At 71.8% G+C, this 17,143-nt stretch carries 17 protein-coding genes and 1 pseudogene; 10 read left to right on the top strand and 8 right to left on the bottom strand.

Going from position 1 to position 17,143, the window contains the following annotated elements; translation table 11 throughout:
* Positions 1 to 45: 45 nt before the first annotated feature.
* Complete coding sequence (locus AC07A4_RS17305) at positions 46 to 585, bottom strand: TetR/AcrR family transcriptional regulator (protein ID WP_478599023.1); 540 nt, start codon at positions 583 to 585, stop codon at positions 46 to 48.
* Between AC07A4_RS17305 and AC07A4_RS17300 the strand changes: the two genes are divergently transcribed.
* From AC07A4_RS17300 to AC07A4_RS17290, 3 genes are all read left to right on the top strand, one after another.
* Positions 561 to 1,961, top strand: a complete 1,401-nt coding sequence (locus AC07A4_RS17300) for a flavin monoamine oxidase family protein (protein ID WP_478599920.1) — start codon at positions 561 to 563, stop codon at positions 1,959 to 1,961. The two genes, AC07A4_RS17305 and AC07A4_RS17300, sit on opposite strands and share 25 nt — an antisense overlap.
* A 183-nt stretch (positions 1,962 to 2,144) precedes the next feature.
* Positions 2,145 to 2,708 carry a dihydrofolate reductase family protein gene (locus AC07A4_RS17295; RefSeq protein ID WP_478599021.1) on the top strand — a complete coding sequence of 188 codons (564 nt, stop codon included), beginning with the start codon at positions 2,145 to 2,147 and terminating at the stop codon, positions 2,706 to 2,708.
* Between the two features lie 134 nt (positions 2,709 to 2,842).
* The gene (locus AC07A4_RS17290) at positions 2,843 to 4,168 is read left to right on the top strand and encodes a tetratricopeptide repeat protein (RefSeq protein WP_478599018.1); all 1,326 of its coding nucleotides are present in this window, start codon (positions 2,843 to 2,845) and stop codon (positions 4,166 to 4,168) included.
* Between the two features lie 119 nt (positions 4,169 to 4,287).
* Here the strand turns inward: AC07A4_RS17290 and AC07A4_RS17285 are convergent, their stop codons facing one another.
* The 3 genes from AC07A4_RS17285 to AC07A4_RS17275 all read right to left on the bottom strand — a co-directional run bounded on the left by AC07A4_RS17285 (position 4,288) and on the right by AC07A4_RS17275 (position 7,152).
* Entirely contained in the window at positions 4,288 to 5,562 is a 1,275-nt protein-coding gene (locus AC07A4_RS17285) for an MFS transporter (RefSeq protein WP_478599015.1), read from the bottom strand.
* 81 nt (positions 5,563 to 5,643) lie between these two features.
* Positions 5,644 to 6,174, bottom strand: coding sequence for a carboxymuconolactone decarboxylase family protein (locus AC07A4_RS17280; RefSeq protein ID WP_478599013.1), 531 nt, complete (start codon positions 6,172 to 6,174; stop codon positions 5,644 to 5,646).
* Positions 6,175 to 6,246: 72 nt separating this feature from the next.
* Positions 6,247 to 7,152 (bottom strand): hypothetical protein, encoded by a 906-nt coding sequence (locus AC07A4_RS17275; RefSeq protein ID WP_478599010.1) that lies wholly within the window; start codon positions 7,150 to 7,152, stop codon positions 6,247 to 6,249.
* Between the two features lie 426 nt (positions 7,153 to 7,578).
* On the opposite strand from AC07A4_RS17275, the gene AC07A4_RS17270 reads away from it, so the two are divergent.
* A complete protein-coding gene (locus tag AC07A4_RS17270) occupies positions 7,579 to 9,048 on the top strand; it encodes an FG-GAP-like repeat-containing protein (RefSeq protein WP_478599007.1) in 1,470 nt (489 codons plus the stop codon).
* A 28-nt stretch (positions 9,049 to 9,076) separates the two neighbouring features.
* Here the strand turns inward: AC07A4_RS17270 and AC07A4_RS17265 are convergent, their stop codons facing one another.
* Positions 9,077 to 10,219, bottom strand: a complete 1,143-nt coding sequence (locus AC07A4_RS17265) for an FAD-dependent oxidoreductase (protein ID WP_478599004.1) — start codon at positions 10,217 to 10,219, stop codon at positions 9,077 to 9,079.
* A gap of 224 nt (positions 10,220 to 10,443) precedes the next feature.
* On the opposite strand from AC07A4_RS17265, the gene AC07A4_RS17260 reads away from it, so the two are divergent.
* Positions 10,444 to 11,037 carry a TetR/AcrR family transcriptional regulator gene (locus tag AC07A4_RS17260; protein WP_478599002.1) on the top strand — a complete coding sequence of 198 codons (594 nt, stop codon included), beginning with the start codon at positions 10,444 to 10,446 and terminating at the stop codon, positions 11,035 to 11,037.
* 3 nt (positions 11,038 to 11,040) lie between these two features.
* On the opposite strand, the gene AC07A4_RS17255 is transcribed toward AC07A4_RS17260, so the two are convergent.
* Both AC07A4_RS17255 and AC07A4_RS17250 read right to left on the bottom strand, forming a co-directional pair.
* Positions 11,041 to 12,270, bottom strand: coding sequence for a sensor histidine kinase (locus AC07A4_RS17255; protein ID WP_478598999.1), 1,230 nt, complete (start codon positions 12,268 to 12,270; stop codon positions 11,041 to 11,043).
* Positions 12,267 to 12,929 carry a response regulator transcription factor gene (locus AC07A4_RS17250; protein ID WP_478598997.1) on the bottom strand — a complete coding sequence of 221 codons (663 nt, stop codon included), beginning with the start codon at positions 12,927 to 12,929 and terminating at the stop codon, positions 12,267 to 12,269. The genes AC07A4_RS17255 and AC07A4_RS17250 overlap by 4 nt, the downstream gene beginning before the upstream one ends.
* A gap of 226 nt (positions 12,930 to 13,155) precedes the next feature.
* On the opposite strand from AC07A4_RS17250, the gene AC07A4_RS17245 reads away from it, so the two are divergent.
* The 3 genes from AC07A4_RS17245 to AC07A4_RS17235 all read left to right on the top strand — a co-directional run bounded on the left by AC07A4_RS17245 (position 13,156) and on the right by AC07A4_RS17235 (position 15,989).
* Entirely contained in the window at positions 13,156 to 14,607 is a 1,452-nt protein-coding gene (locus tag AC07A4_RS17245) for an ABC transporter permease (protein ID WP_478598994.1), read from the top strand.
* Position 14,608: 1 nt separating this feature from the next.
* A complete protein-coding gene (locus tag AC07A4_RS17240; protein ID WP_478598992.1) occupies positions 14,609 to 15,301 on the top strand; it encodes an ABC transporter ATP-binding protein in 693 nt (230 codons plus the stop codon).
* Positions 15,302 to 15,551: 250 nt separating this feature from the next.
* A complete protein-coding gene (locus AC07A4_RS17235) occupies positions 15,552 to 15,989 on the top strand; it encodes a TOBE domain-containing protein (RefSeq protein ID WP_478598991.1) in 438 nt (145 codons plus the stop codon).
* Here AC07A4_RS17235 and AC07A4_RS17230 read toward each other — a convergent pair.
* Positions 15,971 to 16,186 (bottom strand): annotated as a pseudogene (locus AC07A4_RS17230) (NAD-dependent formate dehydrogenase); the annotation flags it as partial. The gene AC07A4_RS17235 and the pseudogene AC07A4_RS17230 overlap by 19 nt on opposite strands.
* Positions 16,187 to 16,218: 32 nt before the next feature.
* Here AC07A4_RS17230 and AC07A4_RS17225 point away from each other — a divergent pair.
* Together AC07A4_RS17225 and AC07A4_RS17220 are read left to right on the top strand one after the other, a co-directional pair.
* Positions 16,219 to 16,530, top strand: coding sequence for a hypothetical protein (locus AC07A4_RS17225; RefSeq protein ID WP_478598988.1), 312 nt, complete (start codon positions 16,219 to 16,221; stop codon positions 16,528 to 16,530).
* Positions 16,531 to 16,634: 104 nt separating this feature from the next.
* Complete coding sequence (locus AC07A4_RS17220) at positions 16,635 to 16,859, top strand: hypothetical protein (protein WP_478598986.1); 225 nt, start codon at positions 16,635 to 16,637, stop codon at positions 16,857 to 16,859.
* Positions 16,860 to 17,143: the final 284 nt, after the last annotated feature.

Below are 17,143 nucleotides of genomic sequence, written 5' to 3'. Positions count from 1 at the left end.
CACAGGCCTGTCCGCCGTCACCGCCCGTGGGTGAACCGCCCGCCCTCACACGCCCATGGGCGCGAGGACCGCGTCCACCACCCGCAGCCGCCGCTCGGGTGGCCAGTCCCCAGGCGACTCGAATCCGACCAGGACCAGGCCGTCGACCAGTACGTCGACCACGTCCGCCCTGCCGGGACTCCCAGCCAGGCGTCGCACCACCGCGCCCCACCAGCTGATGAACTCGTCGAGTTCGGCGCGCACGACCGGCTCGGTCCGCGCGCCGAGGACGATCGCCAGCCAGGTCCGCTGGGCGTCGGGGTCAGGGCCGAGCACCGCCCACTCCACCAGCGCGCGCATGGGCCGCTCGCTGCCCGCGAGCAGCTCGACGATCTGGGCCTGCCGGGTCTGGACCTCGCGCCGCACGGCGATCCTGAGCAGTTCGTCGCGGCCGCTGACATAGTGCGTGACCTGCGAGGTGGAGGCACCGACCGCCGCGGCGACGGCCCGGATGGTGACCTCGCGGAAACCGCGCTCGGCAGCGATCCTCAGGACCGCGGCCGCGACGTCACGACGGCGAGCTGTGTGATCAACCTGGCGAGGCACACGAGCACTGTTGCACGCCCCGCACACTTCGTGCAACGCTCGTTGTAAAACGCCTGTTGCACTACGGGGATGGGGTCGAGATGCACGATGTCGTGGTGGTCGGCGCCGGGTACGCGGGCCTGTGCGCCGCACGCCGACTCCGCGCGGCCGGGGCCGACGTCGTCGTCCTGGAAGCGAGTGACCGCGTCGGCGGCCGGACCCTCACCGCACGCCTTCGCGGAGACTGGGCCGTCGACCTGGGCGGCCAGTGGATCGCCCCCGCTCACACCCGGTTCTCCGCGCTGGCCCGCGCGTACGACGCGAAGACCTTCACCGGCCACACGCGGGGCGACCACCTGTTCCTGTCCAAGGCCTCGCCCCGCCGCTACACCGGAGCGGTCCCTCCGCTGCCCCCGCACGCGACCGCGCTCCTCGCCGCGGCGCTGTGGAAACTGGACCGACTCGCCAAGCGCACCCTCACCACCTCCGAGGCACAGCTCCTCGACTCCACCACCATCGCCACCTGGCTGCGCCGTCGGCTCCCCGTGCCCCAGGCCCGCCGACTCGCCGAGGCGGTCCTCGGCACGGAACTCTGCGTCGATGTGGCGAGCGTGTCCATGCTCGCCCTCATCACCGCCATCCGCGGCACCGACGGAGTCAGAGCCGGTGCGGAAGCCGAGACGGCGGCCGCGCTCTTCACCCAGGGCGCGGACGGCCCCGCCCGGTCGATCGCGGCCGAACTCGGCGACGCCCTACGCCTGAACACGCCCGTGACATCCCTCCACGACACCGGCGACGCGGTCCTCGTCGCCGGTCTCCGGGCCGAACGCGCGATCGTCGCGATCCCCCCGCCCCTGGCGGGCCGCATCCACTACACCCCGCGCCTGCCCGCGGTCCGCGACCAGCTGACCCAGCGCATGCCGATGGGCTCCGCGCTCAAGACGTTCGCCGTGTACGACGACCCGTTCTGGCGTGCGGAAGGACTCTCCGGCCTCGCGCTCGGCCTGGACGGCCCCATGACCTTCGACGTCTCGCGCCCGGGCGGACCGGGCCTGCTGTGCACACTCGCCACGGGACGCGCGGCCCAGGAACTGGCCCGGCTGGACCCCGGGGAACGCCGGGCGGCGATGCTCCGCTCCCTCGTACGCGCCTACGGACCGCGCGCGGCCCACACCGTCGACTGGCGGGAGAAGAACTGGGCCGACGACGCGTACTGCCGCGGCGGCTACAACGCCTACTTCCCGCCAGGGGTCCTCACCACCGTCGGCTCGGCGCTGCGCACCCCCGTAGGGCGCGTCCACTGGGCCGGGAGCGAGACCGCCACCGAGTGGGCCGGTTACATCGAGGGCGCGATCCGCTCCGGCGAACGAGCCGCCGACGAAGTCCTCCAGAAGTGACGAGGTACTCCGGAGGTACGGAACCGTGTGACCGCCGCGCGCGGCCGCCCCTCCGCGCCTCCAGGGACGCGTGGGAAGCCCGCCTGACGGGGCGAACGCGTCGATCGCCGAGGCCGCGCGCCCCGCTGAGCCTCCGGCGTGCGGCGGTCGTATCGTCGAAGCCTCTACCGAGGAGGCCCTCTGATGCGCAGCGTGACCTATTCGATGGGCGTCTCGCTCGACGGCTACATCGTCGGGCCGGACGGCGGCTTCGACTGGACGGCGCCCGACGACGACGTCTTCCGCTTCTGGATCGACGAGATCCGCGGGGTCGGCGTCCACCTGCTGGGACGACGGCTGTACGAGACGATGCTGTACTGGGAGACCGCCGAGCAGGACCCGGCACTCGACGCCGACCAGCTCGAGTGGGCCGCGCTCTGGAATCCGCTGCCCAAGGTGGTGTTCTCCACCACGCTGTCGGAGGTGCGGGGCCATGCCCGACTGGCCTCGGGCACCGTGGCGGAGGAGATCGAGCGGCTGCGGGCCGAGCCGGGCGAGGGCGAGATCGCGATCGGCGGCGCGACCCTCGCCGCCGAGGCGGCCGCGGCGGGTCTGATCGACGAGTACCGGACCGTGGTCTACCCGGTGCTGGTCGGCGGCGGCATCCCGTACTTCCCCCGGCACGAACGCCAGGTGGACCTCGAACTCGTCGAGACCCGCACGTTCAACTCGCGGGTCGTCTACCTTCGCTACCGCGTGAAGCGCTGACCACGGCGGGAGAGTTCCCCCGCGCCCCGTCGCGAGTCGTGGTGTCCGCTCCCTCGGGATCGGGCAGGGTTCTCGCGGTGCACGGTGGTCTTCGGGAGGCGGGCGGCGTGAGTATGGATCGGCATGGCCAGGTGATGCAGGACACCGGTGTCACTGCGGTGCGGCACTATGAGAAGGCGCTTGAGGACCTGCTCTTCTTCCGGGAAGCGGTGGTCGGGGAGGTCGGTGCGCTGCTCGAGGCCTCGCCCCGGTCCGCCATGGGCAACGTCTTCCAGGCGTACCTCGGGCTGCTCGGTACGGAGGAGAAGGACGCCGCAGAGGCGGCCACGGCGTTCGGGAAGTTCCGCCAGGAGGTTCCCCTGGGCGGCCTGACCGCGCGCGAGCGCATGCACGTCGAGGCCGCTTCCGCCTGGCTGGACGGCGATATGCACCGGGCCGGCGGCCTCCTCGGGGAACTCGTGGTGGCGTACCCCAAGGACATCCTCGCTCTCGCCGTCGGCCACCAGATCGACTTCTTCACCGGCAACGCCGTGCTCCTGCGCGACCGCGTCGGCGGCGCGCTGGCCTCCTGGGACCGGGGCGACCCGCATTACGGCCTGCTCCAGGGCATGTACGCGTTCGGCCTGGAGGAGGCCGGTCACTACACCCTGGCCGAGCAGGTGGGCCTGGAGGCCGTCGAACGCAACGCGCGCGACGTCTGGGGCATCCACGCCGTCGTCCACGCCTACGAGATGCAGGGGCGGCACGAGGACGGCATCGGCTACCTCGACGCCCGCGCGGAGGCCTGGTCGACCGGCAACTACCTGAACGTGCACAACTGGTGGCACTACGCCCTGTACCTCATGGAGACGGGGCGCACCGACAAGGTCCTGGCCGTCTACGACGCCGCCCTGCACCACGAAGGATCGGCCGGAGCGGCGATGGAACTCCTGGACGCCTCCGCACTGCTGTGGCGCCTCTACCTCGCGGGCGCCGACACCGGAGACCGCTGGCCCGCCCTGGCCGACGCGTGGGCGCGACGGCACGACGGGCCCCACTACGCCTTCAACGACGTCCACGCCGTCATGTCCTACGTCGGGTCGGCTCGCGTCTCCGAGGCCGAACGGCTCATCCGCGAGCGGGAGACGTGGCTGCGCGACGCCGGTGCGGGTCTTTCGAACGTCCCGATGACCGCCGAGATCGGCCTTCCGGTGTGCCGGGCGCTCGTGGCGTACGGGCAAAGGCGCTACGTCGACGTGGTGGACCTGCTGCTTCCCCTGCGCTACCGCCTCCAGGAGTTCGGCGGCAGCCACGCCCAGCGGGACGCCCTCCAGAAGACCCTCGTGGAGGCCGCCCTGCACGCGGACCACGACCTGGGCCGCACCCTGCTGAGCGAACGCATCAATCTGCGCTCCCACTGCCCCTACAACCACCAAGCGTGGGCGCGCCTCACCGCGACAGAGGAGCAAGGCCGCGCGTGAGGGCGGGGCCGGGGAGCGTACGGGTCAGTGCGCCCCGCCCTGACCCGCACGGTGACCACAGTGGCCGCCGCCCGCGGGGAGCGGACGGCGGCCAGGGCGCTCTCGGCCTGCGCGGTCCTTCACGCGGCCTTGGTCAGGGTGGACCGGTCGTTGCCCGGCGTGTGCAGGGCGGGGGTCGCGGGGCTGGTCACGGCGGAGCGCACGTCGTGGCGGGGCCAGAGGAGGAGGGCCCCGATCGCTCCCGCCCCGGCGAGGGCCGCGAGGACGGACCAGGCGAGGGTGAACCCGGCGCTCGTGCCGAGCCAGCCCGCGAGGGGATAGGTGATCAGCCAGGCCAGGTGCGACAGGGAGAACTGGGCCGCGAACGCCTCGGGGATCGCGTGGCGTGCGACGGAGGCGCGCAGGACCGTACCGGTCGGCGTGATGACCAGGGCCATGCCGATGCCGATGACGGACCAGATGATCGCCGTACCGGTCCAGGTGGTGAGGCCGGTCGCGGTGAGCGTCACGGCGGCGGTGGTGGCGCCGACGAGGACCGCGGCGCCGGTCATCATGACGGTGCGGGCGGCGATCCGGTCGAGGACGCGGGGCAGGACGAGGGCGGCCAGGAGGGTTCCGGCGCCGGAGGCGGCGAGCATCTGGGCGACGTCGGACTGCGAGCCGCCGAGCTGGTCACGGACGTGGTTGACGGTGTTGACGACGACGATGGCCCCGGCCGACGCGACCACGAGGTTGAGCGCCATCACGCCGCGCAGCCGCGGTGTCCTGAGGAAGGTCCTGATCCCCGCCGCCGCCTTGTCCCATGCCTTGGTGTGGGTGCTGGGGCGGGCGTTCGGGACGTGCGCCGACAGGACGAACAGGGCGGAGACGAGGAATCCGGCGGAGGTGCCCAGGAACAGCCAGTCGAAGCTCATGAACGTCAGGGCGACGGCGGCGAGTACGGGGCTGAGCAAGCTCTCCATGGTGGAGGCGACCTGGGAGGCGGACAGGGCGCGCGTGTAGTCGGACTCGTCGGTGACGATGTCGGGGATGACGGCCTGGAACGTCGGGGTGAACGCCGCGGCGGCGGCCTGGAGCAGTCCGATCAGGACGTAGATGTGCCAGACCTCGGTGACCAGCGGCAGTGCCAGGACCACCGCGCCCCGGACCACGTCCAGGAGGACCAGGAGCGTTCTTCTGGGAAACCGGTCGACGTAGGCGGCGGCCAGCGGGGCGATGATCACGTACATGACCATCTTGATGGTCAGGGCGGTACTGAGGACCATTCCGGCGTGCGGTCCCGCGAGGTCATAGGCGAGAAGGCCGAGGGCCACGGTGGTCAGGCCGGTGCCGAAGAGGGCGATGACCTGGGCACTGAACAGGTGGCGGTAGTCGCGGTTGGCGAACAGTCGCATGACGGGTTCCTTCGGGTTCCACGCGGCGGGGCACGGCCTCGGGGTGGAGGCCGTGCCCCGCGCGTACAGGCGGGGGTGTCGCTACGCACCGGTGTCGCTTCCCGGCGTGAGACCGGCGAGCAGGTTGAAGGCGCCGGTGAGGATGTTGAGTGCGACGACGCCGACGACGTCGGCTATCTCGCGGTCGCTGTAGCCGTGCTCCCGCAGCGCGTTGACCTGTGCGTCGGTGATCGACGTCGGTTCGCGGTAGATCTGGAGGGCGAGGGTGATGATCGCCGCGATCGCGGGATCGGCCGAGGTGCCCGTGCGGGCGCGCTCGATCTCCTCCTCGTCGACTCCCCTGGCACGGGCGGCACGGACGTGTGCGTCGAGGCAGAGCCCGCACCCTTGCCGGACTTGGAGGGCGATCGAGATCCGTTCGCTGGTCGCGCGGTCGAGTTTGGCTCGTCCCATGGCCCGGCTGAGCTGGAGGTATCCGCCCAGTACGGCCGGGGAGTGCGCCATCGTGGAGACCATGTCACCGAGTTGGCCGTGGCGGGAGGCCAGGTCGGCGAGGAGGTCGCGCGAGGCGCCGACCGCCGTGTCGGGCGTGAGTCGGGTCAGACGGGGCATGACGCTCCTTCCGGTGTGGGTGAGGCGCGCCGGGGCGGGGGGGGAGGCGCCCCGGCGGCGGTGTTCCTGCGGTCAGTGGTGCGCGTGGTGGCCGTGGTGGTGGCCGCTGTGCTCGGGCGCGGCCTGGGGTGCGGCGGCCGGGCGGGGCGCGGCCGTCGTCGTCCGCACCGTGAACTCGGCGGTCCGGACGACGTCGTTGTGCTGGAAGTCCAGGAACAGGCGGTAGGTGCCGGGCGAAGGCGCGGCGGCTATGAAGGCGATCTCGGGTCCCGGCGCGGTGATGCCGTCACCGGGCTCGCCCTCCGGGTGGACGTGGAGGTAGCCCAGGTCTCCGACGCGCAGGGCCACCAGGTGCCCGTACGCGGCCAGGTAGGGCTGCAGGTCGGTGACGGGGTGGCCGTCGCGGCTGACGGTGAGGGTCAGTTGGCGCGCCTCGCCGGGCACGAGGTCGCCGTCGAGCGCGACGGTGTACTCGCCGATCCGCGCGACTCCGGTGGCCTCGGGCAGCGGCCGCGGGTTGTACGGTCCGGCGACCGCGGCGTCGATCCCCAGCGTCATGGTCCCGTCGTGGCCGACCGGGTGGACGTCGGCGAAGAATCTCCAGTCCCCCGGTTCCAGGGCGAGTTCGACGCTCCAGGTGCCCTTCTCGTCCCGCACCGGGTGCACGTGCTGGAACCCGGCCGTGTCGCGCCGGACGGCGATGAAGTGCAGTTCCTTCTCGTGCTCGGCCGTGAACTCGGTCACCGGCCGCCCGTCCGGGCCGATCACGCGGAAGCTGACCGGCTGCGCGCCCGCGGCCAGGATCGTCGAGTCGAGCTCCAGGGTGTAGCCGTCCTGGGAGACCGAGAGGCCACCGGGCTGGGCTCCGCCGTGGTTGGCGTGACCGCCGTGACCGCCGTGGTTGGCGTGGTCGCCATGGCTGGCGTGGCCCCCGTGGTTGGCGTGGCTGGCGTGCTCGTGTCCGGTGTGGTTGTTCATGACGTCTCCATGGGTGTGCTGCGCCGTCCGGCGTTGTCCGTTCAGGACGATGATCAGAACCATATACCCCCGGGGGGTATTCCGGTAGCCCGGTCGGGGAAATCTCGTGAGGGCTCGCCTCCGTGGGCCCACCAGCGGAATCGGCCGCCCCCGCGGTGCGGGAACCGCGCGCCCGTCCGCGCGCCCCATGAACCCGGCGCCAATCTCCGGTGAACCGCGTACAACCAGCGCCACCCTTCGGCGGTCACACCAGGCGAACCCGCACCCCGCCAACACGAACCCGCACCCGTCAACCCGAACCCGCACCCCGTCAACCCGAACCCGAACCCGCACCCCGTCAACCCGAACCCGAACCCACACCCCGTGCACCCGAACCCACACCCCGTCGCCCCGAACCCGCACTCCACCGACCGAGTGGGAGCCCCCGTGCCACACCGCCGCCGCACCTTGACGTTCGCCATCGCAGCCGCCGCCGCGGCCACCGCCGGGTTCGTGCTCCCGGCCGGTGCCACCGCCGCCGCACCCCGTGCCACCACAAGCGACTTCAACGGCGACGGCTACGCGGACCTCGCCGTCGGCGTCCCGGAGGGGACCGTCGGCGGCAAGGCCAAGGCCGGGTACGTCAACGTCGTCTGGGGCGGCCCGCAGGGCCTCGGCGCCCACGGGAGCATCCGTGTCACCCAGGCCACCCCCGAGGTCCCCGGCGTGCCGGAGGCGGGCGACCGCTTCGGCGCGTCCGTGGCCCTGACCGACCTCAACGGCGACGGCATCGCGGAACTCCTCGCAGGCGCCCCCGGCGAGGACGTCACCGACCGAGGTGCGGACGCGGGCATGGTGACCGTCGTGGGCGGCTCGAGGAACGGGCCGGGGCCGGGGTCGACGGTCCTCACCGGCCCTTCGCCGTCGGCCGCGTACGGCAAGTCGGTCGCGGCGGCCGAGATGACGGGCGGCGCCAACAAGGTGATCGTGGTCGGCGGCACGGACAAGGTCGTCGCCCGTGTCATCCAGGGCGAGGACAGCCTGGTCACCACCGTCGTCGCCGCCCCCATGGGCGGCCGCGCCCCCGCCCTGGCCACCGGCGACTTCGACAGCGACGGCCGCGACGACCTGGCCGTGGCGTACTGGACCGCTGGCACGCCCCACACGCAGTCCCACGTACGCCTGTGGAAGTGGGACGCCGACCGGTCCGAGATGGCCAACTTCTGGAACACGGACAACGCCGGAGTGACCGCCCTGGCCGCGGGCGACTTCGACGGCGACGGCCACGACGACCTGGCGCTCGGCGAGTGCCGTGAGATCGCCGACGAGAACATCGACGACCCGTGCGGGCCCGAGCGACTCGCCAAGGGCGGCGGCGTCCACGTCCACTACGGAAGCCGCGCGGGCGGCTCGTTCGGCAGCCGCGCCCAGACCCTCAACCAGGACACGCCGGGCGTCCCGGGCGTGGCCGAGGACGGCGACCGCTTCGGCGCCGCCCTGGCCGTCGCCGACGTCAACCGCGACGGCCGCGACGACCTGATCGCGGGCGCTCCCGGCGAGGCCATCGGAAGCGATGCGAGGGCGGGCGCCGCCTGGCTGCTCCGCGGCGGCGCGAAGGGTTTGCTCGACGCGGACGGCGCCGCCAGGTCCGTGTCCTGGAACCAGGACACGCCCGGCGTCCCGGGCGTCGCCGAGGCGGGCGACGCCTTCGGCGCGGCGGTCGCCGCGGGCGGCTACAAGGGCGGCGGCACACCGGGAGTCACCATCGGCTCCCCCGGCGAGAACGCCTCCCTGGGCGCCGCGTGGCTCCTGCCCAAGGGCGCGGCCCGCGACGCGGCGGCCTTTTCCCCGCGCACGCTCGGCCTCCCGTACCTCTCCACGGCTCAGCAGTACGGCAAGCCGCTGAACAGCCACTGAGTACGCGTGCGCGGCGGCGGCCCCGCGCTCAGGACAGGGCGCGGTCGTCGCCGAAGTCGGGTGCGTCGGTGGACAGCAGGTGTTCGGCGCCGTGTTCGAGGGCCTTGGCCGTCTCGGCGGAGCGGGGGAGCATCGTCTTCTCGTACGTGCGCAGGGCGTCGTCGACGGTGGCGGCGCTCGCGAGGGCGAGGGCGAGTTCGCTGGCGTCGAGCATGGCGAGGTTGACGCCGACGCCGAGCGGGGGCATGAGGTGGGCGGCGTCGCCGAGCAGGGTGACCGTCGCGTCGTGGTCCCAGGTGTGCGGGACGGGCAGGGCCAGGATCGGGCGGTCGACGTAGGGGCCGTCGTTGCCGGTGATCATCTGGCGCGTGCGGGGCGACCAGTGGGCGTACGCGTCGCGCAGCACGGCGCGGATGCCGCCGGTGTCCTCGGCGGTCAGCCCGTGGGCGCTGATCCAGTCGACGGGGACGCGCTGGATGGCGTAGACGCGGATGTGGTTGCCGCTGTTGCGCTGGGCGAACAGGGCGCGTTCGCCGTCGGCCGCGTGGGCGCTGCCCGGACCGACCAGTTCGGCGATTTCGGGGTGCCGGTTCTCGACGTCGGAGAACCACGCTTCCAGGAAGCTGACCCCGCTGTACTCGGGTACGGCCCGGGACACGGCCGGGCGCACCCGGGAGAAGGCTCCGTCGGCGCCGATGACCAGGTCGGTCTCGGTGCTTGTGCCGTCGGTGAAGCGCAGTCGCCGCGGCCCGTCCGGAGGTCCGCTGACGGTGTCGAGGGCGTGGCCCCAGCGCACCGTTCCCGGCCGCAGGGAGCCGAGCAGGAGGTCGCGCAGCTGGCCGCGGTCGATCTCCGGCTTGAAGAGCTCGCCGGGGGCGGGGACTTGACGGGCTGCGATCGTTCCGGTCGGGTCCAGCAGGCGCATCTCCTGCCCTTCGGGACGGGCGAGGGCGAGGAACGCGTCGAGCAAGCCCGCTTCGCGCAGGGCGACTTGGCCGTTGTCGGCGTGCAGGTCGAGGGTGCCGCCCTGGTCGCGGGCGTAGGGGCCCGGGTCGCGGTCGTAGACGGTGACGGCGATGCCGTGCCGCTCAAGGACGCGGGCGCAGGTCAGCCCGCCGGGTCCGGCGCCGATGACACTGATGCGGGCGTTGGCGGGTGCTGGGGAGTTCATGGCTGTTCCTTCCAGGGCGGTGTGGTGCGGACGAGGGCCATGACGGCGAGGACGTGGCGTCCAGGCGCCCCGGTACCCAGGCACCCAAGTGCCCAGACGCCCCGGCACCCAGGTGCCCAGGTGCCCAGGTACCCAGGTGCCCACAGCCTCACGAAATCAGAACAAGCAGAAAAGTGCAACGGTTCTACTTAGCGACCCATTCGACTATCCGATACGCTCTGACCATGACCGTGCCCCCGACCAGCCGCCGCGACCGCAAGAAGGCGGCCACCCGGCAGTCGATCGCCGACGCCGCCCTGCGGCTCTTCCTGGAGCGTGGCTACGACCACGTAGGCATCCGTGACATCGCCGACGCCGCCGACGTATCGACCGCCACGGTGTTCAAGCACTTCAGCGGCAAGGAAGCGCTGGTCTTCGACCAGGACCAGGACCGCGAGTCCCAACTCATCGCCGCGGTACGGGAGCGCGCCTCCGGCCAGAGCATCCTCGACGCCCTCCGGCACCACGTCCTCGACACCTGGCCCTCGATCGACGCGCATCCCCAGGCCGCCGAGTTCACCCGCCTCGTGGACTCCACGCCGGTGCTGCGCGCCTACGCCGAACGCATGTGGACCAGGCACACCGACAGTCTCAGCGCGGCCATCGCCGACGAGCTCGGCGTGGGCCACGACGACCTCGCGTGCGCGGCCCTCGCGCGCTTCGTCCTCGACATCCCGGCCCTCACGCGCGGCCGCCAGGACCGCCGAGCCGCCGTCGAGGCCGTCTTCGACATCCTCACGCGCGGCTGGGAACCGCCCGCGGTTCCGTCCGCGCCGTAGCCCTCACCCCGCGCCGCACCCTGATCGGCCCCGCCCCGGCAGCGCGATCCGGACGATGAGGCCGCCCTCGGGGCGGGCCGTCGCCGTGGCCGTGCCGCCATGGGCGTGGGCCACCGAGCGGACCAGAGCGAGGCCCAGGCCATGGCCGCGCTCGCTGCCCACCCGGGGCACCGCCCGGTAGAACGGTTCGAAGAGGCTGTCGGTACTCGCCGGGGCGATCGGCGGGCCGGAGTTGGCGACCTCCAGCACCACGCCCTCCGCGCCACCGCCCACGCTCACCCTCACGAACGCTCCCGGCGCCTCGGTGTTGTGAGCGACGGCGTTCTCGACGAGGTTCGTCACCAGCTGCCTCAACAGCGTCGCGCTGCCCCGGACTTGGCAGCCAGCGGCATCGGCGTGCACGCGGAGAGCGGGTCCTTCGGCGGGCGGGGCGGCCGCCGTGGTGGCCTCGCGTACGAGAGCCGTGAGGTCCACCTGCTCGGTGTCGCACGGGACCTGGTCCGCGGCGGCGAGCGCCAGGAGTTCCTCCACGATCCGGATGTTGCGCTCGTTGGTCTCCGTGAGCATCGGAAGCAGCTCGCGCAGGGACTCCCCTGAGGTGTCGGCGGCCGCGAGCTGCAGCGCGGCACGGGTGGTGGCCAGCGGGGTGAGCAGCTCGTGCGAGGCGTTCGCGGCGAAGCGCTGGTGCGCGGCGAAGGACCCCTCCAGGCGTTCCAGGGTGGTGTCGAAGGTGTCGGCGAGCTGCTTGAGTTCGTCGTGCGGGCCCTGCGCGTTGATGCGGTACGCCAGGTCGCCTTCGCCCGCCTGGGCGGCCGCCCGGTTGATGGTCCCCAGTGGAGCGAGCAGCCTGCGTGAGACGACCCAGCCCGCGGCGAGCCCCACGGCGGTCACCACGAGGAGGCCGCCGATGGAGATGGCCAGCACCGAGGCCCAGACGTCCTCCTTGTCGCGGATCAGCCCCGAGGAGCCGATCTTCTGCCCCGGTTCGGGGGTCGAGTCCGGGCTCACGGTGTGCGGTTCGACCCACTTGGGCTCACTGGTGGAGCCGCTCGGCAGGGAGTTCGGCACCTCGATGGTCGTCGCCAGGTCGTACGTGGGGACGAAGCGGATCCCCACGTAGATCACCGCGACCATCAGCGCCGAGCAGGCGATGAGGGCGCCGCCGAAGCCCAGGAAGAGGCGCACGTGGATGCTGAGCGTGCGGGGCCGGGTGCGCGGCCGGGGCAGCCTCATGCGGCACCCAGGTAGTAGCCCGCGCTGATCGCGGTGTGCACGAGCCGGGGCTCGCCCAGCTTCTTGCGCAGCGTGTGCACGACGAGGCGGACCGCGTTGGTCAGCGGATCGGTGTGCGCGTCCCACGCCTTGTCCAGGAGGAACTCGGCGCTCAGCACCCCGCCGTCGGCGCGCATCAGGAGCTCCAGGACCGCCAGTTCCTTGGGGGTGAGGCGGATCTCCTGGCCCGCGCGGCTCACCCGGCGGCGGTGGGTGTCGAAGGTGAGGTCGGCGCAGGTGAGCACGGGGGCGTGGGCCTGAGGGCTGCGCCGGTACAGGGCGCGCAGGCGGGCCACCAGCTCGGGGAAGTCGAAGGGCTTGGCCAGGTAGTCGTCGGCGCCGAGCCCGAGGCCCGTCACCTTGTCGCCGAGGCGGCCCGCGGCGGTGAGCATGAGGATGCGGCAGTCCAGGCCCTGGGCGACGATGCGGCGGCACACCTCGTCGCCGTGGACGCCGGGCAGGTCGCGGTCGAGGACCACCGCGTCGTAGTCGTACACCGACGCCTTCTCCAGGGCGGCCGCCCCGTCGTGCACCACGTCCACCGCCATGGCCTCGCGGCGCAGCCCTATCTCGATGACGCGTGCCATGTACTGCTCGTCCTCGACCACCAGCACCCGCACGCCGTCCGCCCGTCCTCGCCTGATCGGTCCGTCCCGCCCCGGGGCGCCGTGAAGTCGGTGCCGCGCGGCTGAGAATTCCATGAATTCAGGGCACTGATATCCCGGTCATTCACTCTTGCCGTGTCCACACTTATCAGATCGCGTCTGTGAACCGTGTATGAGGAAGACGGCCTCAGCGCCAGAGCCAAACACGGTGGAAAGCGGCGGCTGCCTAGCGTCCCTTGGCATGAACCTCTTCGGCTTGAACCTCTTCAAACGGGCCTGGTGGCGGCTGACGGGCCACCTGGGGAAGACGCTGATGCTCATCGGTCTCTTCTTCGTGATCTGCACCCTGGTGCTCTCCGGGTTCCTCATCCAGGCCGCGGCCGCCCGGGCCGCGGACGCCGCGAAGCAGCGGGTGGGCGCGGTGGCGACCATGCAGCTGGACGTGAACGGCCTGATCAACTCCGGGAAGATGGACAAGCCCGAGGGGACGCAGGGCGGGACGATCGGCGCCGAGGGCGATCTGCGCGCCAGTCTCGTCGACAAGATCTGCGAGTCGTCCGTGGTGGCGAAGTGCAATTACACCACTGACGGCGGGGCCTTCCCCACGAACTCCACCAAACTGCACCAGCCCGTGCCGCCGCCCAAGGGCCAGGACACTCTGGCGAGCGATCTGTTCAGCGCCTCGGGAATCCTCGACCTGAACGAGGTCAAGGAATTCCGCAACGGCGACAGCAAGCTGATCGCCGGGCGCGGCATCACCCCGGACAGCGAGAGCGACGAGATCGTGGTCGAGGAACGCGTCGCCAAGGACAACCACCTGAAGGTCGGCGACCGCATGAGGCTCATGGTGGGCGTCCTGCCGAGCGCCGGTCAGAAGCGCGACGAGCGCGAGTACGTCTTCAAGGTCGTCGGCATCTACAAGAACAGCACCCCCGACAGCGGCCAGTACGTCCCCGCGCTGATGGACCCCGCCAACCTCCTGTACGTCACCCCGGGCGGCGGCTCCAAGCTGGACGGCAAGGGCGACAAGGACACCGTCCTCACCAACGCCACCTTCACGCTCAAGGACCCCGGCGACCTCGCCCGGCTGAAGAAGGACGCCGAGGCCGCGGGCGCCGACCCGCGGATCTTCCCCATCACCGTCAACGACAAGCAGTACAAGACGCTCGTCGGCCCCATCAACAAGACCGCGGACTTCGCCGCCGTCACCGTCTGGCTGGTCGCCCTCGCGGGCACCGTGATCCTCGCGCTGATCGTCGCCTCGTCGCTGCGCGAACGGCGCAAGGAGCTCGGCATCCTGCTGTCCCTGGGCGAGAAGAAGCCGCGGCTGCTCGGCCAGCACCTGGTCGAGGTCGTGGCCTGCGCGGTGATCGCCATCGGCCTGGCCGGGGCCTGCAGCCAGGTCCTGTCGCAGGGCATCGGCGAGAGGCTGCTGGCCGGGGAGGTGTCCTCGGCGAAGCAGGACGCCGCGAACGCGCCCCCGGAGCCGGACCACTCCAACTCCCTGGGCGACGGCGCCACGAAGGAGCGACCCGAGGTCGAGCCGATCAGCTCCCTGGACATCCGTCTCGGCCCGGCCGACATCGGCAAGGTCGGCGCCACCGGGCTCGGCATCGCGGCCCTGGCCACCCTGATCCCCGGTTCGCGCGTCCTGCGCCTCAACCCCCGCGACATCCTGACGAAGGGCGACTGACGTGACCGCCGACATCCCCCGCGCCGACCACGCCCTGCTCGAACTGACCGGCGTGACCCGCACCTACCAGAGCGGCAACCGCCGCCGCACGATCCTCAAGGGCGTCGACTACCGCTTCGAGGCCGGACGGATGTACTCCGTCGTAGGCCCCTCCGGCTCCGGCAAGACCACGCTCCTGTCCCTGGCCAGCGGCCTGGACGCGCCGAGTTCCGGCACGGTCAGCTTCAAGGGTCAGGACGTCGCGCGGCTCGGCCTCGGCCGGTACCGCAACCGGCATGTGGCGACCGTCTTCCAGTCCCTGAACCTCCTCACGTACATGACCGCGGTGCAGAACATCACCTCCGCCATGGACATCACCGGCGTCGCAGGGCGCCGTCGCAGGCAGCGCGCCGTCGAACTGCTCACGCTCCTCGGCGTCGAGCCCGCCGAACACCACCGCCGCACCCTGCAGCTCTCCGGCGGCCAGCAGCAGCGCGTGGCCATCGCCCGCGCCCTCGCCTGCGAGGTCGACATCCTCTTCGCGGACGAGCCCACGGGGAGCCTGGACCACGAGACGGCCGACGGCATCATCGAGGTCTTCCGCGCGCTCGCCCACGACGACGGCAAGTGCGTGATCGTCGTGACCCACTCCAAGGAGGTCGCCGCCGCGTCGGACGAGGTGCTGCACCTCAAGCGCGGCAAGCTGACTGCCTAGTCCCGCGGCGTGTGGGCCGGTGGCGGCCGGGGCACAGCACCAAGCCCCGGTTCTTGCTCAGAGCTGCTCGATGTAGCCGCACGTGACTTGTCGCGGGATGTCTCCCCATTCAGTGGGAGACCAGTTGAGGAAGAAGTAGTGGGTGGTGTGCCTCCTCAGGACGCGCGGGTGGGGTCACGGGGCGTCGGCACGTCCTTGGAGGTCCGGGGTGCTCCCCCGTCCCGCCGGGCCGCCCCCTATCTGGATCCGTATGCAGTCCTACACGATCGGCCAGGCCGCACGGCTCCTCGGCGTGAGTCCCGACACCGCGCGGCGCTGGGCCGACGCCGGACGGATGACCACGCACCGCGACGAGGGCGGGCGGCGACTCATCGACGGGAGGGACCTGGCCGCCTTCTCCGTGGAGCTGGCGAAGAGCGGCGGTGCCGAGGAGGACACCTCGTACACGTCCGTCCGCAACGCGTTCCCCGGCATCGTGACCGCGGTCAAGCTCGGCGACGTCGCCGCCCAGGTGGAGATCCAGGCCGGGCCGCACCGGCTCGTGTCGCTGCTGACGCGGGAGGCCGTCGAAGAGCTGGGGCGCGAAGTCGGTGTGGAGGCCACCGCCCGGGTGAAGTCGACGAACGTGCACATCGGTCACCCGCTGACCGGCCCGGCGCGCCGGGCCGGTCAGCGGGTGACCGAGTAGGAGTGCGCGCCGGTTCCCGCCAGTGCGCCACCGTCCACGATCAGGTACTCGTCGCGGATCGGCTCGCCCGCCAGCCAGGACTCCAAGATCTCCCGGGTGCCCGCCGCGTACCTCGCCTGCGCGGACAGCGACGACCCGGAGATGTGCGGGGTCATGCCGTGGTGCGGCATCGTGCGCCAGGGGTGGTCGGCCGGGGCGCGGGCAGATCGAGGGGGCCATCACCCAGGGCGTGGGCACCGCACTGCGAGAACAGCTCCTCACCGACGGCGCAGGTCGCGTCATCACGGCCGACCTGCGCACCTACACCATCGCCCACCTCGGCGAAGTACCACCGCCCGAAGTCCACTTCGTCGCACCCGAAAACCCGGAAGGTGCTCTGCCCAAGCCCATGAGCGAGCTCCCCTTCAACCCCGTCGCCCCGGCTCTCGCCAACGCCGTACGCGACGCCACGGGCATCCGCTTCACCGACCTTCCCCTGCGCCCGGACACGGTATGGGAAGCCCTGAACACTGCCCGGGCGGGCGGCGGCGTCGTCAACTAGCCTTATACGCCCCCGTTGGCGCGGCGGAGTGTTCGGTCATGTGGCCAGAACGCGGTCTCCCGACTGAGCCTGGCCGAGGACGGGCTGGTCTCCTCCGCCTTGAAATGGTCGCTCCCGAGGGCTCCTTCGGCGTGCGCCCCGACACCTGGCAGCCCCTGCTGGAAGGCCTGAGTCTGGACGACGGTCATCCGTGGGGCACCGGCCTGGCGGCTGTCGAGCGCGCGACCGGTGCGCGGTTCGACGGCGCCTGGGTACGCGGCCCGCACCGCGCTGTGGAGATCATGCGGGTCCCGGAGTACCTGCTGGGGCATCCCGCTGCGAGTCGATGAGTCCCGTCACGTCCCGGGTGAAGCCGGGGATGAGTTCGACCTCGTTCGGGTCGGTCTTGAGGTAGACGAGGCCCGGCGGCGCACCGGCGTACCCGCTTGGCCAGGGCCGTGTGCCCCGTGACGGATGCCACGGTCTCCAGGCCGAAGTGGTCGTTGCTGAAGTACCGGTAGCGGACCAGGTCGATCGAGCAATGCCACGAAGTTAAGGCCCCGATGACGATGTCAAGGCGGTCGCAAGATGTGGCAGGACCTCTGCTATCCAGGGGATCGACCAAGATCTTCCT

Source organism: Streptomyces sp. NPDC043996 (assembly GCF_056435225.1).
Note: the sequence above shows the minus strand (reverse complement) of the source record. Positions and strands in the feature narration are given on the sequence as shown.

Coding starts and splice junctions, on each gene's coding strand:
- AC07A4_RS17295 (WP_478599021.1), top strand. CDS start 2,145: ATGCGCAGCGTGACCTATTCGATGGGCGTCTCGCTCGACGGCTACATC.
- AC07A4_RS17290 (WP_478599018.1), top strand. CDS start 2,843: ATGCAGGACACCGGTGTCACTGCGGTGCGGCACTATGAGAAGGCGCTT.
- AC07A4_RS17285 (WP_478599015.1), bottom strand. CDS start 5,562: ATGCGACTGTTCGCCAACCGCGACTACCGCCACCTGTTCAGTGCCCAG.
- AC07A4_RS17280 (WP_478599013.1), bottom strand. CDS start 6,174: ATGCCCCGTCTGACCCGACTCACGCCCGACACGGCGGTCGGCGCCTCG.
- AC07A4_RS17275 (WP_478599010.1), bottom strand. CDS start 7,152: ATGAACAACCACACCGGACACGAGCACGCCAGCCACGCCAACCACGGG.
- AC07A4_RS17265 (WP_478599004.1), bottom strand. CDS start 10,219: ATGAACTCCCCAGCACCCGCCAACGCCCGCATCAGTGTCATCGGCGCC.
- AC07A4_RS17260 (WP_478599002.1), top strand. CDS start 10,444: ATGACCGTGCCCCCGACCAGCCGCCGCGACCGCAAGAAGGCGGCCACC.
- AC07A4_RS17255 (WP_478598999.1), bottom strand. CDS start 12,270: ATGAGGCTGCCCCGGCCGCGCACCCGGCCCCGCACGCTCAGCATCCAC.
- AC07A4_RS17245 (WP_478598994.1), top strand. CDS start 13,156: ATGAACCTCTTCGGCTTGAACCTCTTCAAACGGGCCTGGTGGCGGCTG.
- AC07A4_RS17235 (WP_478598991.1), top strand. CDS start 15,552: ATGCAGTCCTACACGATCGGCCAGGCCGCACGGCTCCTCGGCGTGAGT.
- AC07A4_RS17220 (WP_478598986.1), top strand. CDS start 16,635: ATGGTCGCTCCCGAGGGCTCCTTCGGCGTGCGCCCCGACACCTGGCAG.